Here is a 14844-nt window from a genome sequence, read left to right on the forward strand (position 1 = left end):
TGCATTGAGTACAGGTATAGCTGGTCGATATCAAGAAGGGTTGGCTAGCCGTGTAGAACAAAATAGACCCCAAATAGATCATGGTGAGATAGAGCTGGAAATCGGTGTCAAAACGGTTGATATGACAGTAGAACTAGACATTTCTCCTTCCTACGATCCGGAATTTGGAGCTCCTTATACTGTTGGGCGCAAAGAGATTCCACAAACAGATATGTCAATTCCAAGTTGGGGGTCTGCAAAAGTTGGTTATAGTTATGGAATTAAAGATCCGTTTGGACCTAGAGCAAATACTGGACTCCTTGGCACTGAACTACATGTAAGTGGCTGGAACCAGAGCTTGGTAAATCAAGCTCATTCACAAGTTGTAACCGCTATTGCTGTAGCAACTTTAGCTCCACTAGTAATAGGTGAGGGGGTTGGCGCTGGAGTAGTATATCTGGGAAGTCCTGCGGGAAAGGCTGTTGCTTTCCGAGTCTTAACGGTTATGGCTGAAATCCAGGGAACACCTGGTATTGGAGCACCATCATCGATTCTTAAAAGTGCTGCAATGGCAGATGCAGTAATGGGAAGTTCAGTAGTTCCTAGAGTCGTGGCACCTGCAGTTGGGGCTGTATTGGTAGTGGAATAGAACCATGAATAGTAGTCAAAAATTGAAGATCGTTTTTTATTCTTTGAAGGGGTATTTGAGCTGGCTAGTATTTTTGGTCATAGTTTTTTTTGTACTTTTTATGATATTCAAGTCGACAAGCAACTTAACTGCAGGTAAGTCCTTTATGGCTGAGGTGATTTTTTCTGAGAGCACTGGATATGCTGGAGGGACCCAGGGATTGACATTATATCTTTTATCGGTGAGGGAGCTGGATAGAGAGTTAAATAACGTTTGGTCAAATGATTTCTTCAGCTCTGGTTCAAGGGTTTGTATTCAAGAAGTACTTAAGAATAGCAAGGTGGTTGTGCGTTACAAGGTTGTGAACGAAAGTAATTGTGATGTTAACTAGCGAAGCATTTTAAGGGTTAGGGCGCAATATTGGTGCCATGTGGTTCTCTGTGGATAGAGCAATATTTGGGTGTAGGCTCAGCTTTCGAGGTGAGGGTTGGATTGAGTGTAATTCGTATGTTATCTCGGTCGCTACAAGTGATTTTACTGTTTAAGTAATGGTGTAAGGTGTTAATGGTGAGTGTACTTAAGAAGTATTTAATTTTAGGGTTGCTTCTTTTAAGCGTTACGGCGGTCGCCTATGAAGGGCCGTATACTACGGATGGATCTCCTTGGGCTAGGGTGGCATCCAATGGTACCTTTGCAATTTACCCTATGCCTACTGTCGCTAGCTGTTTTGACGATAAAGTCAGTATTGTCCATATGGAGGGTCCAGAGATGAAGGGCATGGTGATGTCTTTGGTGCTTGCTGCATAAAGCTCTGGTAGGGTGGCGAACGTTTGAGGGGGAAGTTTGTATCAGTATATTGTAGCGATATAAGTGTACGTTTATCGTAATTGAATTTTTCATCTAAAAAGAAAATGGATTTTTGCATGTGAGCCTCAGGCTATTTATGGGGTGCGTAGGTGAAAATATGGGGTCAGAGTACATCCCAAATGGCATCGCATTTGATGCTAATGATGTATTGTATGTGGGTGAAACCCTAACAGGAAATATTTATCGTTACGATCTTATCTCTTCGGCCTCTATTGAAGCGAAATTGTTTGGCAATGTTGTTATTGGGTCACCGAACGACTGTGTTGGGCCGGATGGAATGGCTTTTGGCGATGACGGCCAACTCTATTGTGCCGTATTTGGGCAGGGGGATGTGAGTGTCCTCGACTGTGACGGCAGGATTGTCGAGCGTATTCCAACCTGTGGTATACGTCCCACTAATATCGCATTTTGTGAAGACCGTACGGGTGGAGCGGTAGTAACGGTATTAGATCTCGGCCTCCTGGAATGGCTGGACCTACCATGCCGAGGCAGAGGTTTGTATCGTCCAAAGCTGAAATGACTGTCTTTGGCGCGTTGGTTTTCTATTAAGTTATTAGCGAGTGTTTCGTTTTTCCCTTTTTCTTTTTCTTAATGTTGCTTTTTTAGGTGGATCTTAGAAGACAAATCATCTCAATTTCTTTTTTTATTTGGGTGGGTGTTCCTTTTTTATCCGTTTTTAAGTGGTTATTTTCTGTTTGGGCGGTGCAGGCTGTTTGGGGTTTGAGTGAGGTAGCCTGCCAAAGCGATTGGCTGGTAATGTGTTTTAGGGGGCGCAAAAAAATTTGAACTTTTCTTCCTTTTTTAGATGCCTTTTTTTAAAACAATTTCCTTTCTTTTTAAGGCTATTTTGTTTTTTTTGTCTTTAAAAACCTTTTAGGTAAAATGACTTTACCTTCCTCGTCTGACCTATAAGTCAAAAGCATCTTTGTTGCACACTTTTGGTTTGTTTGGAAAATGTACGGCTATTATACTCCGCGTCCTTCTTGGGCGCAGAGTTGATCATGGTAAATGCTGCGTGCTGAGTTTGTATGCTAATAAAGATTGCATTGAAAAAAATACTACTGAAGCAGTTTAATAAGGTATAAATTCCTATTTTATGGCCTTAAAGGATTGCCCTGTTGATGTCTTTGTAGAGATAGTTATGCGCATTTCTTATTTTTTCCTGTTGGTCCTTTGTGCCACTTTCTCTTCTGCAGTGCTTGCTGCTTCGGGAATTCAAAAAAATGGATATACGGTTTATAAAGGAGATATAGATGATGATGGGCGTGAAGATCTATATTTTGAGTATAACCGACCGATAATTCTTATTCATGGAGACATAATTACCCCTCTGGTAATGCCTCAACTTCCGAACTTTGTCTTGTATTTAAAAAGGGATAAAGAGAGTTATGAAGACCCGGAGGAGGTAACCCTAACGGAACTGGAAATCGCAAATCTTGAAAAATTAGATGGGGGCCTTTCACTACTGGGCGACTTTAATGGTGACGGCGCAACAGATCTATTGCTTCTTGCAGCTATGCCTCTCGTCATACATGCTCAGGGGAATGGTTTGCCAGTACTGATGCAAACCCTCTCTACTGATAATAGCGATGACACAATTTCTTATGCAGCAGCCATCCTGGCCAGTGTAGGCGTCGACTCTGTATTGGTGCAGGATAAAAATGAGGATGGGAGAGAAGACATCACTGCGGGAGATTTTGTTTTCCATGCCGATGAATCTGGCACCTTTGGTGAATATTCCACTCCGGCCAATATCCAAACGCCCAATATGGCAGGGGCTTCTGGTGGTCAATTCCGAGTCAATGAATCCGGCGCGGCAACTTATGCCTTTCCAATAGCAACTGCCGCAGGCACAGCGGGAGTTGTACCCGAGATTTCACTGAGCTATAGCAGTAGTGGTGGTAATGGTCTGGTTGGTAAAGGCTGGGGTATTGGTGGCCTATCTGGAATTTCTCGTTGCCGTCAGACACTGTCAATTGACGGTAGTGTTGGGCCCATTAACTGGACCGAGTCCGACAGGTTCTGTCTGGATGGACAGCGCCTAATAATTGAAAGTGGTTCTCAATATGGCGCTGTTGGCGCGACATATAAAACGGAAATGGATTCTTTTGCCAGAGTCACATCAATAGGTGGCAGCCCTGGTAAGCCATCTTATTTTAAAGTGGAGCGCAAGGATGGTTCAGTTAGTTATTACGGCAATAGTAGTGACTCCAAGCAGCTTGCAGGTAGCAATGTACTCACTTGGGCCCAGAATCGTTTTGAGGATAATGTCGGCAACCCTATTGAGTTTTTGTATGAGGGTAATTCGGAATCAGGGCACCGTGTTAGGTCTATCCGCTATGCCTACGGTTCGGGCTCCTATGAAGCAGAAGTAGAATTTTTCTATGAAGATCGCCCTGAGCACCTTCGTGGCTTTACCGCAGGCTATGAATTCATTACCACCAAGCGTCTGGAAAAAATTGTCTCAAGCTCCAATGGCAAAGTGATTCGCGAGTACAATCTAGGATACAACCCAGTCCTGCCCTTTGTTCCCCGTGAAAAGTATAATGATAGAACCTCATTGCTAACCTCATTACAGGAATGTGTAGGTTCAAGCTGCCTTCCCGCAATTAGCTTCGAATGGCTGCAGGCGCCGTGGAGGCAATATGGAGATAAGTCGGAAGCTATTGACTTTTCACCCACTAAGCATCGCTTCCTGAGTGATTATAAATACGCCGATTTTAATGGCGATGGTAAGCAGGATATTGTCTGGATCGAAGGGTATGCTGATGATGGGAGCGATACCGATATTCGCGTTAAATATGCGCTCTCATACGGATCTGTTTTCATCAAGCAGGACTTCACAGGCGGTGCATTTTCTTCGGAATACTTCACCCAGTCCAATGTTGATGAGGGATTCGCCATACGAGTATTGGATTTTAACGGTGACGGTCGCCATGATCTGGCGATATATGATCCACGCTCCAGTTATGGTCTGCCTGCGAAATCTTGGCTTGTCTTCCTAAGTCGCTACGATACTGGGAGTAAACGCTGGAAGCTGCACTCCTCGCCGATTGCTACCGACCGAACAAATAAAGATGCCATCTTTGCCGACTTTAACGGCGATGGTCTGGCAGATTATATCTCTGTGAGCTACAGCAAAAGTTCTGGGGCGAAAGTAGTTGTACGCCTTTTGGAGTCCGTAGGTAGGGCGGTTTCCTCAAAAAATTACTATAAATTCAGTGATGAATACACCAGTTACCCATTGAATATTTCTGGCGCTGCCAGCATGAAGTCCAGTGGCCGTCTGCCCGATACCTTGGGCGATTTTAATGGTGATGGCGCTATGGATATTCTGGTGGCCACTTCCGCTGGATTCGAAGCCGCCGTATTTGATCAAGAGGCACAGGAATTCCGCTCTATCGGCGTGCTCTCGACGACGAATACTTCAAAAAGCCCAATTGCTATAGATATAAATGGCGATGGCCTCACGGATATTGCCTACCCTGGAAATTCCGGCAGCTTTTATAGCAAAATCAGCACTGGCACAGGCTTTAAGGATTTGGGATACCTTGGAAGTAGCAGGGGCTCCTTTGTAGACCTGAATAACGATGGTTATCAGGATTTCGTCTGGCCGGTTTCTTCTCCTTGGAATGATGTGAAAGTTCGCTACTTTGATCAAAATACCGGCGAATTTATTGACTCTTCCGATAGCAGACTTTTTGATCATCTCTCTGATTGCTCGGGCAGTGCTACCTATTGTGGCACGATAGCTTCTAATGACATGATATGGTTTGCGGACACGAATGGCGATGGAGAGGCCGATTATCATCGCTATGATGCATCCAGTGGTATCGTTTACACTCGCCTGGATAATACCCGCGATTCTCAATATAAGAATATTCCGCGGAATGTGATTAATAAGATTGATAATGGTCTTGGTAATGTTACCAATATCACTTATCAGAACATGCGGTACGATGAGCTTTACACCCGCTTGGACGTAGCAGCGGCAGGCAGCACGGATGCTTTCTATACCGCACTGAATGGCGATTGGGATCTGCCTGCCGATAGCCACACTTTAGGTAAAGATAAGCCGGTATTGGATATTCTGAGCCCTATGTACCTGGTTGCTAAGGTGGAGAGTTCAGCCCCTGCCGCCGCTGCCGCACCGGGTTCTGTTGACCAATCCGCCTTTAGTTCTGTGTCCTACCACTACCATCAGATGAAACTCCAGGCTGCCGGCCGGGGTATGTTGGGCTTCCAGAAAATCCGCACTACCGATGATCAAACCGGCGTAGTGACGGAAACTACCTACCGCCAGGACTTCCCCTTTGTGGGCATGCCATTACAGACCGAAACCCGTACAGCCGAAGGGCAGCTACTGAGCCGGGCGACCAACAATTGGCGTCTGCAGGGCTGGAATGGTAGCGGGAAGCCTCTGCCACCTTATCAACCTTATATTTATCAAGCGGTGGAAGAAACGTATGACCTGAAGGATGCGGGTACTACGCAGGGAGAATTGCTGCAAAGCGTGACCACCACAAACAGCTACGATGCCCATGGCAATGCGCTGAGTATCGATGTTGTCACCAAAGACGGTATCTCCGGCGACCAGTTTGTTAAGAAAACGGAAAATACCTATGGCAGCAGCGTTTGGGAGAAAGAGAAGGGCCGCTTAACCGCAACAAAAGTGACCAGCACCCGCCCAGGTATGCCAAGCCATATCCGCGAGTCAGCCTTTACTTATTATTCATCAGGCGTACATAAAGGTCTTTTGAAAAGCGAGGTTATTGAGCCCAATAGGCCAGAGTACAAACAGACCACCGCCTACGAATATGACGATTTTGGCAATGTTGTTAAAAAGACGGTAACGGCTCCCGGTGAAACCGCTCGCAGTGCTAGAACGGTGTATGACCTTTCCGGCCGCTATGTGTTTGAAAGTTACAGTGCCCTCGATCACCTAACCGAAAGGGTGGTTTCCCGTAACCACTTCGGCGCTCCGCTGGAAGTTCAGGGGATGAATGGGCTGGAAAGCGTGTTCGCCTACGATAAGTTTGGCCGCGAAACCATCAGTCGGAGTAGCACCGGCGCGGATAAACTGACAGATTATGAGCGCTGTGTTATCGGCTGCCCGGCCGGTGGCAAATATAGTGTGACGACCCGCAGCAGTACCGGTAGCTGGAGTAGGGAATACTTTGACGCACTGGGCCGCTCTATGCGGACTGAAACCAAGGGCTTCAATAGTAAAATCTATACCGATAAAGAATACGATAACCTGGGCCGCGTGAAGTTTGCCAGTGAGCCTTATTTCTCTGGTGATACCCGCCTATGGTCTGAAATGGAGTACGACCTGCTCGGTCGCCCGAGCCGCGTAACGGCGTCGGACGGCTCTGTGTCCAGTATCACCTATAGCGGCCTTAAGACCATCACCACCAATGATAAAGGCCAGCAAAAAACGGAGATGAAAAATGTTGCTGGCGAGTTGGTAGAAGTCATCGATGCGATCGATGGTCGCCTCACCTACGAATACGACAGCCAGGGCAATTTGCATAAAGCCAAATCCTGGGGCAAGGCGAATACTGCCGGTGCACATATCGATGAGGGCGACGGTCTCAGTTATCCCATTGTGGTCACGATCGAATACGACAACCTTGGCCGCAAAATCCGTATGGACGACCCGGATAAGGGAGAGTGGCACTACGAATATACCGGCTTTGGCGAACTGAAAAAGCAAACCAACGCGAATGGTCATACCGTCGAGTTAACCTATGATCTATTGGGTCGACAGTCCACTCGCATTGAAAAGCCCAAGGGCTCCTCTAAACCCTCGAGCGATGTCTCTTGGTTCTATGACAGTGCCACCAATGGCTTAGGGCAGGTGGAGATGGTCATGGATAGCGTCACTGGTTATCAGGCGGTGTATCAGTATGACCAGGTTGGCCGAAACCATATCCAGGCGGTGGATGTTGATGGGGCCGGTGCGCAACCCTCCTACGTCACCACCACGGTATTTGATGGCCATGGCCGTGTTGAATACAGCTACGATGCTCTGGACAGCATGCTCGATGGGGGTAAATCAGGGACTCAGAATTTCTACAATGCCTATGGGTATCTCTACAAGGTGGTAGACCTGGCCACTGGAGACCTGATTCAGGAAGTGAAAGCCCAGACCGCTCGTGGCCAGTTGAAAGAGCAACTGTTAGGTAACGGCGCAACCACCAGCTACAGCTACGAGGCTGATACTGGTCGCCTGACAAACCAGACCTCTACGGTATTGGGAACCTTTGGTATTCAAAATATCAACTACCAGTGGGATACCCTCGGCAATCTCACCAGCCGCCACAACCAGAGTGGAAAGAAGGATCTACGCGAGAGCTTCTGTTATGACGAACTCAACCGTCTGATTAAAACCCATGTGGGTAGCAGCAACGTCAACTGTAGTGGCCTCAGCGCCTCCGAACAGGATATCCGTTATAACGCTATCGGGAATATCATCTATAAAGCCGGCGTGGGAGAGTATGTCTACGGCGAAAATAGCGCTGGCCCCCATGCGGTAACAACTGCTGGAGGCGTTAGCTATAAATATGACCTCAACGGCAATATGACTTCGGATGGTTTCGACGGTGGCCGTACCATCATCTACACCACCTTCGATAAAGCCTCCGTAATCAAGAAGGGAAATAACACCACTGAGTTCCTCTATGGCCCCAGCCATAGCCGCTACTACCGCAAGGACACCAATAGTAGTAATGGGGAAGTGACAGAGACCTGGTATATCGGCGGTATCGAGCGTATCCAGAAGTCCAGTAAGCCCAATGTGATCGAGTGGAAGCGTCACTTGGTGGGCACGGCAGTCTATACCGTGAAAACCGACAAGGAATTCAAGGTTCTCTCGACCGATAAGTTGTTCCTCTACAAGGACCACCTGGGTTCCATGGACCTGATTACTGATAAAGCCGGTAAGGTAGTGCAGGAAATGTCCTTCGATGCCTGGGGGCAGCGACGCAATAGCGCCAACTGGAATGCGTTATCCCTGACTGCGCTTTCGAACTTCGATCACAGTCGTACCACCCGTGGTTACACCGGCCATGAAATGCTGGATGAGGTGGGGCTGATTCATATGAATGGCCGTATCTATGATCCGCGTTTGGGACGCTTTATGCAGGCGGACCCATTTATTCAGGCCGCTGCCGATACGCAGATGTATAACCGCTATAGCTATGTGCGGAATAATCCGCTGAATGCTAGTGACCCTAGTGGCTACTTCAGTCTTCGTAAGTTACTTAGTCCGATGCAAATGGTTTTCAAGGCCATTGGACCACAGTGGAGTGGCATTTTGAATGCAGTAGCCTCTATGGCTTGTGGTCCCTATGCGCCTCTTTGCGCTGCAGCAGGTGCATATGATATGACAATGGCCTTTGGAGGTTCTTATAGCGATGCTTTTAAAAGTGCTGTTATAGCTGGTGTGTCTAGTTTTGCTTTCCAAAAAATTGGGGATTTTTTCTCGAATTGTTCATCCTGTGCCGCAACATCAGGAAGTGGAGCTTTTGGTACCGATTTAACCTACCAAGCGTTCGCTGCCAAAGTTGCTGCTCATGCAATTACGGGAGGGGTTATGTCAGTTCTACAAGGTGGTAAGTTTGGTCATGGGTTTATTAGTGCAGGCGTAACCGCTGCTTCTTCTGGTGCAATAGGGAAAATTGGAGGAGATGTAAATAGTGTTAATTATACTAGTTTCACTAGTCGTGCTTTGCGAGTCTCTGCTGCTGCAACGGTCGGAGGTACAGCATCAAAAATGACTGGAGGCAAGTTTGCAAATGGTGCGGTGTCGGGTGCTTTCTCGAGAGCGTTCAATGATGAGTTGGGGCGTCACTTAAAGCCAAAACCGATCAAAACCGATGATATTTTCAAGGCATCTGTTTCGATTGAAGTTAATGCAGGAGCATTTGCTGCGGGTAATGATGGGTCTATCTCATTTGACATGCTTGATTTAACTAAAGACATGATTCTTCCCATTAATATGAATGGAGAAGAGATTGTGTTTGGTAAGAAGTTTGGGTTGAGAAACAATGCTGAACTTCAAGCAGGAGGAGTATTGACTATGGATGGAGCGGTCGGTGTTACTGGCGCTATTGAAGTTCGTAATACATCTGTTACGGGTAAGGCAACGGTTAATGTGGTGAAACCCTGGTACTCATTCCTTCAATCAATACCTGCTCATGTTTATCAATCTTTGAACTCACCTGAAGTTAGCTATGGAGAAGATCATGAATAAATTCATTTCAATAATACTCATCGTATTCTCTTGTACATTGGTTTTTGGTTGCGAAGTGCCTCAGGAAAGTCTTGAGAGTTTAGTATGGAAAAACTGCAAGATAAAAGATATTGATTTGGTTGAAGTTGAGTCTTGTGACACAGAAGAGTTAAGGTTGGATTTGAACCGACTGTTTTCAGGTGCTGAAGGCGAATTTAGTTTGCCTCAGCTAGAGTTTTTAGTGTTAAAGATGGGTTTTAAAAATTATGCCCCGCTATTGGCGGAGAGTTATGTTGGTGATGGGGATCCATGTAAAGCCAGGAGGCTAGTGGAGACTCTGCTTGATCAGGGAGGTATTTTTTCGTATATGCTAGGAGTTTATCACTATCAAGGTGTATGCGGTGAGGTGGATCTAAGTGCTTCATATTCGTACTTCGAGAAAGCTTCAAGACAGGGTAATTTGGAGGCCTCTTACAATGTTGCTTTGATGAAATATTTTGGGAAAGGAGTTGAGCAGGATGTCCAGTTTTCTGCGGAGGTTTTCGCTAATCTGGCATCATTGAATCATTCAAAATCCATAGCTTTCATTCAGAAACTAATTGAAGGTGGGTATGCGGATCAAAAAAATTTCTATGAGGCCGTAGAGTCTAGGCGGTCATTAATGAAATCACTGAGTTTGCGAAAAGCAGATGAATTCTTAGCAGGTGATGAGCTGAGAAAGTACTTGTCGGAGAATAATAGTGATGATGGATTTATCTTCTTTACTTCTTTGAAAAAGATACCTGATGAGAGTGATCAAGCACAAGTTGAAAAAGAATAATTGGGGTCAAAGTAAAATGTTGGCTTTATATGGTTCTTTTTCAGGATAATAGAGTTGGGAGTAAGTGGCCGGTGCTGATTTGGCCTTCGAGAATGTCTTTTAATAGGGTATTTTGATGGCTAGGTCTTTGATAGTTTTAATAGTGCTTCTCTGCGGCTGTTCTCAGGCACAATCAGATGCTGGGAATTCAGACTTGAATGGAAAGGTATCTGGTTTTATGGATGGGGCAGAATCAACTTTGATAAAGTTGATTCCGGAAATGCGTAATTATTCGAACGGTGAGCCTGTCTATACCGATAAGTTTTTATGTTCTATAGATCCTGATACAAATGAGGGGTAAAGTATTTGTTCATAAAAAATTCTTTGCTCTTGATGACAGGAGGGGAGTTTCCTTGTGAGCGAAGTATAGATGCTTATAGCCGATACTTTACATTAGAAGATGAAGCTCTTTACTGGGTATCGTTGGCATCAGGAAATGAGAGGTTTCTCAATTATTTTGAGAGTTTAAACGGTGTTTTCAAGTTGAGTGAGCGGTACCCTGAGTCTTTAGAGTTTCTAAAGTACCGTGGTCATACAGATATTGCTGAAAGGCTTGAGATTAAGTGGGTGGGGTGTGGTCGGCAATAGCTAATTTTTAATGAGGGTAGAGTAAATTGTTAGCGTCATATATATGGCTATTTGTGAGAGTAATAGGGTTGTGGGTAAGTGGCCGATGCTGGCTTGGCTTTCGAGAATATATTTTTGGCTAAGTAAGGCTGGGTTAAAAGCAAAGGTAAGATCTGTCTTATTTACTTTGAGTGGTTTTGTTGTTTTGTTTATGGTTTTTTGCAAGTTGATAACTGTCAGACAAGGTCTGATCTGTCAGGCATTCCGGTTGTGATTTCTAGAGGAATTGATTTATGAGAAAAATTATTTCTGTTTTTTTATTGTCTGTGCTCTCTCAGGTATCTAACGCAGATACAAGCACCCCCTCAGTGACGATTAAAGGCATTGGAACAGGTTGGGGTTTAAGTGAGCTTTATATAGAGTCTAATGAAGGTGTCATAGTGGAAGGTTGTGCTTCTGAAAGGCTAAAGGTAAGTTTAACTAATCCAATGTTTGATCATATCCTCTCGATAGCGCTTTCTGCTTATCACACTAAGTCGAAGGTGACCCTTAGGGTTAAAGGTTGTGATGGCAGTGATATGAATGTAATCTCTATCAAGATATCTGATTAGGCTTGAGGTGCTTTGAGTTAAATGAAAATTATTTGAATTTTCATTTTTTAGGTTCGAAGGTTGCCAGTTATGGGAGCAACTGGATTCAGAAAATAGTGGTGTTGCTATATGGTTCTGCGTGGGGCGGAGTAAAACTAACGGTGCAGGATCGACTGTCAAGGATGTCTTTTTGGTTCAAGCTGGTTTGAATATAAAGTTGGCTGTTGTCTCGGTTGTTTTAGGTGATTTCTTGTTTGATTAATGGCTTAGGGTATTAATGATGATTGGGTTAATGAAGTTTTTATTTTGGGGAATGATTTTTTTGAGTGTTTCAGCAGGGGCGTATGAAGGCCCATTTGCTACAGACGGCTCTCCATGGACTAGGGTGTCATCTAATGGTTCTTTCTCGATTTACCCTATGCCTGCTTCGGCTGGTTGCTATGATGATAAAGTCAGTGTAGCCAATACTGGCGACACAGAAATGAAGAGCATGGTGATGTCCTTAGTGCTTGCTGCACAAATGTCTGGGCGGAAGTTGAATATATGGGTGGAGCGGTACGACTCTACTTCACCTCAGCGCTGTGAAATGGCATTTATCGAAATTGATTAGTCTGCTTTGCTTTTTTGAGTGCTTTGCGCTTATGTTGGATAGGCGTGAAGATAGCGTTTTTTCTTTTCGTCTTTTCGTCTTTTCGTCTTTTCGTCTTTTTGTTTTTTTGTTTGGGAGCTCTAGGTGAAAAATATATATAGAATTTTATTTTATGGTTTGTTCTTTTTAAGCGTCTCTGTGTCGGCAACTGAGGGCCCCTTTTATTCCGAAGGGGCCCCTTGGGCTAGAGTATCGTCTAATGGAGATTTTGTTATATATCGTATGCCTTCTTCGGCAGGGTGCCATGGTGATAAAGTTAGTGTGGGTAAGTTGGAAGACTCCGATATGCGAAAAATGACACTATCTTTGGTAACAGCCGCCCAGATGTCGGAGAGGAGAGTTAAGGTGTGGGTAAATTATGTTGGCACTACGCCACAGCGTTGCACGTTGGCATTTATTGAGGTTGAGTAATAAATCCCTCGACCTGCCAAGTGAATGTTAGTTTTTTAAGGTGCTGCTTGTGGTGGGGCTGATTTAGGGAGAAAGATCAGAATTCATCAGGTTGCCTAATTGCCACTTTTGCTAAGTCACAGATAACTGTATATAAGCACAGTTTTCTGTTTGAGTAGCGTTGGTGGTGGGGTAAAGCCATGAATAATAGTCAAAAATTGAAGATCGTTTTTTATTCTTTGAAGGGGTATTTGAGCTGGCTGGTATTTTTGACCATAGTTTTTTTTATGCTTTTTATGATATTCAAGTCGACAGGCAGCTTAACTGCAGGCAAGCCCTTTATGGTCGAGGTGATTTTTTCTGAGAGCACTGGATATGCTGGAGGGGCCCAGGGGTTGCCATTATATCTTTTGTCGGTGAGGGAGCCGGATAGAGAGTTAAATAACGTTTGGTCAAATGATTTCTTCAGCTCTAGTTCAAGGGTTTGTATTCAAGAAGTCCTTAAGAATAGCAAGGTGGTTGTGCGTTACAAGGTTGTGAACGAAAGTAATTGTGATGTTAACCTGTGAAGCATTTTGAGGGTTTTAGTATAATGTTGGTATCATTTGCTTCTCCGTGGGTAGAGTGATTTTTGGGGGAGGCAGGCTTAGCTGTCGAAGTAAAGGTTGAGTGTAAGTCGGCTGTTATCTTGGCTGCTACAAGTCATTTTATTATTTGAGTGATGGTGTAAAGTATTAATAACGGGTGAAATGAAAAACTATTTGGTTTTCTAAATATTTTTTTAAGTGTTTTAGTGGTGGCCTATGAGGGGCCATTTACTGCGGATTACCCCCCCCTTGGACGAGGGTGGCATCTAATAGTGCCTTCACAATTTACCCTATGCCTACTGTCGTTAGTTGGTTTGATGATAAAGTCAGTATTGTCGATCCAAAATGGCCCAGAAATGAAAGGCATGGTCATGCCTTTAGTGCTTGCTACACAAATATCTACCAGAAACATTAAAGTATGGGTGGAGAAATTTGATTCCACTAGGCCTCAGTGCGGCAAGTTGGCATTTATAGAGATTGATTGATTTGTATATAATCGTATGTCTTTGTGAGCGTTTAATTTGTGTCTTTGAATAAAGGCTGACTCTAGATCCCAAGTGATTACTCTTCTTTTTCTGTTTGTGAGAGCTGTAAGTAAAAAATATATAGAACTCTATTTTTTAGGGCTTTCTTCTTAAGTGTTTGTGAGCCAGTTGCGGAAGGCCCTTTTTATTCCAATGGTGCCCCTTGGGCTAGTTCGATAGGTGACCCTGCGTCGTTCTTGATAGGAGTGGTGTCGGATTTTTCGCAAGCTCAAAGTGGGGGGTCAAGTTACATATTTTATCGGTTGCCCAGAAGGAAGTTGTGAGACATGTTTGATTTTGAATGATGACACTGAAGTATATAGTGTATATTGATGGCTAGGTCTTTAATAGCATTAATCGTGCTTCTCTGTGGGTGTTCTAAGGCGCAATCAGATGCTGTGAATTCAGATTTGAATGGAAAGGTATCTGGTTTTATGGGTGAGGCAGAATCAACTTTAATAAAGTTGATTCTGGAGATACGTAACTATCCGAATGGTGAGCCTGTCTATACTGATAAATTTTTATGTTCTATAGATCCTGATACTAATGAGGTGGAAAAGTATTTGTTTATAAAAAATTCTTTGCTCTTGATTTCAGGATTAGAGTTTCCTTGTGGGCGAGGTGTAGGTGCTTATGGGCGATACTTTACATTAAAAGATGAAGCTCTTTGCTGAGTATCATTGGCGTCAGGAAATGAAAGATTTCTTAATTATTTTGAGAAATTAAACGGTGTTTGTAAGTTGAGTGAGCGGTACCCTGAGTCCGTACGGTTTCTAAAGTACCGCGGCCATACAGATATTGCTGAAAAGCTTGAGGTTGAGTGGGGGGTGTAATAGCTATTAACCCGGCGGACAAATAGTTCCATCACGCTGCATATTTAATCGATTCATACCGGAAGTAGGATGCTACACGCGCAGGTTTCTTTTGTAACATTCTCATGTGAGAAAGCACTTTGCTTTTTAGCTTCT

9 protein-coding genes are annotated in these 14844 nt (G+C 44.4%); all 9 read left to right on the top strand.

From position 1 onward, the window contains the following. The first annotated feature begins 4 nt into the window (after nucleotides 1-4). Entirely contained in the window at nucleotides 5-628 is a 624-nt protein-coding gene (locus Q1A69_RS16070) for a hypothetical protein (RefSeq protein ID WP_299587557.1), read from the top strand. A 4-nt stretch (nucleotides 629-632) separates the two neighbouring features. After that, entirely contained in the window at nucleotides 633-998 is a 366-nt protein-coding gene (locus Q1A69_RS16075; RefSeq protein ID WP_299587560.1) for a hypothetical protein, read from the top strand. Nucleotides 999-1571: 573 nt separating this feature from the next. Further along, nucleotides 1572-1994: an SMP-30/gluconolactonase/LRE family protein gene (locus Q1A69_RS16080; protein WP_299587563.1), complete on the top strand. Its 423-nt coding sequence runs from the start codon at nucleotides 1572-1574 to the stop codon at nucleotides 1992-1994. Nucleotides 1995-2615: 621 nt separating this feature from the next. Then, nucleotides 2616-9731 carry an FG-GAP-like repeat-containing protein gene (locus Q1A69_RS16085; RefSeq protein ID WP_299587566.1) on the top strand — a complete coding sequence of 2372 codons (7116 nt, stop codon included), beginning with the start codon at nucleotides 2616-2618 and terminating at the stop codon, nucleotides 9729-9731. Beyond that, nucleotides 9724-10530: a hypothetical protein gene (locus Q1A69_RS16090; RefSeq protein WP_299587569.1), complete on the top strand. Its 807-nt coding sequence runs from the start codon at nucleotides 9724-9726 to the stop codon at nucleotides 10528-10530. The genes Q1A69_RS16085 and Q1A69_RS16090 overlap by 8 nt, the downstream gene beginning before the upstream one ends. Before the next feature lie 899 nt (nucleotides 10531-11429). After that, complete coding sequence (locus tag Q1A69_RS16095; RefSeq protein ID WP_299587572.1) at nucleotides 11430-11747, top strand: hypothetical protein; 318 nt, start codon at nucleotides 11430-11432, stop codon at nucleotides 11745-11747. A 256-nt stretch (nucleotides 11748-12003) separates the two neighbouring features. Beyond that, the gene (locus Q1A69_RS16100; protein ID WP_299587575.1) at nucleotides 12004-12336 is read left to right on the top strand and encodes a hypothetical protein; all 333 of its coding nucleotides are present in this window, start codon (nucleotides 12004-12006) and stop codon (nucleotides 12334-12336) included. 629 nt (nucleotides 12337-12965) lie between these two features. Beyond that, complete coding sequence (locus Q1A69_RS16105) at nucleotides 12966-13334, top strand: hypothetical protein (protein WP_299587577.1); 369 nt, start codon at nucleotides 12966-12968, stop codon at nucleotides 13332-13334. Nucleotides 13335-14208: 874 nt separating this feature from the next. Further along, a complete protein-coding gene (locus tag Q1A69_RS16110) occupies nucleotides 14209-14550 on the top strand; it encodes a hypothetical protein (protein WP_299587579.1) in 342 nt (113 codons plus the stop codon). Nucleotides 14551-14844 lie beyond the last annotated feature (294 nt).

Origin of the sequence: uncultured Microbulbifer sp., assembly GCF_947498635.1 — a bacterium.
GTDB lineage: Bacteria > Pseudomonadota > Gammaproteobacteria > Pseudomonadales > Cellvibrionaceae > Microbulbifer > Microbulbifer echini.

Bases quoted from the DNA above. Each gene is read 5' to 3' on its own strand.
- Q1A69_RS16105 (WP_299587577.1), top strand. From the start codon at position 12,966: ATGAATAATAGTCAAAAATTGAAGATCGTTTTTTATTCTTTGAAGGGG.
- Q1A69_RS16090 (WP_299587569.1), top strand. From the start codon at position 9,724: ATGAATAAATTCATTTCAATAATACTCATCGTATTCTCTTGTACATTG.
- Q1A69_RS16080 (WP_299587563.1), top strand. From the start codon at position 1,572: ATGGGGTCAGAGTACATCCCAAATGGCATCGCATTTGATGCTAATGAT.
- Q1A69_RS16085 (WP_299587566.1), top strand. From the start codon at position 2,616: ATGCGCATTTCTTATTTTTTCCTGTTGGTCCTTTGTGCCACTTTCTCT.
- Q1A69_RS16075 (WP_299587560.1), top strand. From the start codon at position 633: ATGAATAGTAGTCAAAAATTGAAGATCGTTTTTTATTCTTTGAAGGGG.
- Q1A69_RS16110 (WP_299587579.1), top strand. From the start codon at position 14,209: ATGGCTAGGTCTTTAATAGCATTAATCGTGCTTCTCTGTGGGTGTTCT.
- Q1A69_RS16100 (WP_299587575.1), top strand. From the start codon at position 12,004: ATGATGATTGGGTTAATGAAGTTTTTATTTTGGGGAATGATTTTTTTG.
- Q1A69_RS16095 (WP_299587572.1), top strand. From the start codon at position 11,430: ATGAGAAAAATTATTTCTGTTTTTTTATTGTCTGTGCTCTCTCAGGTA.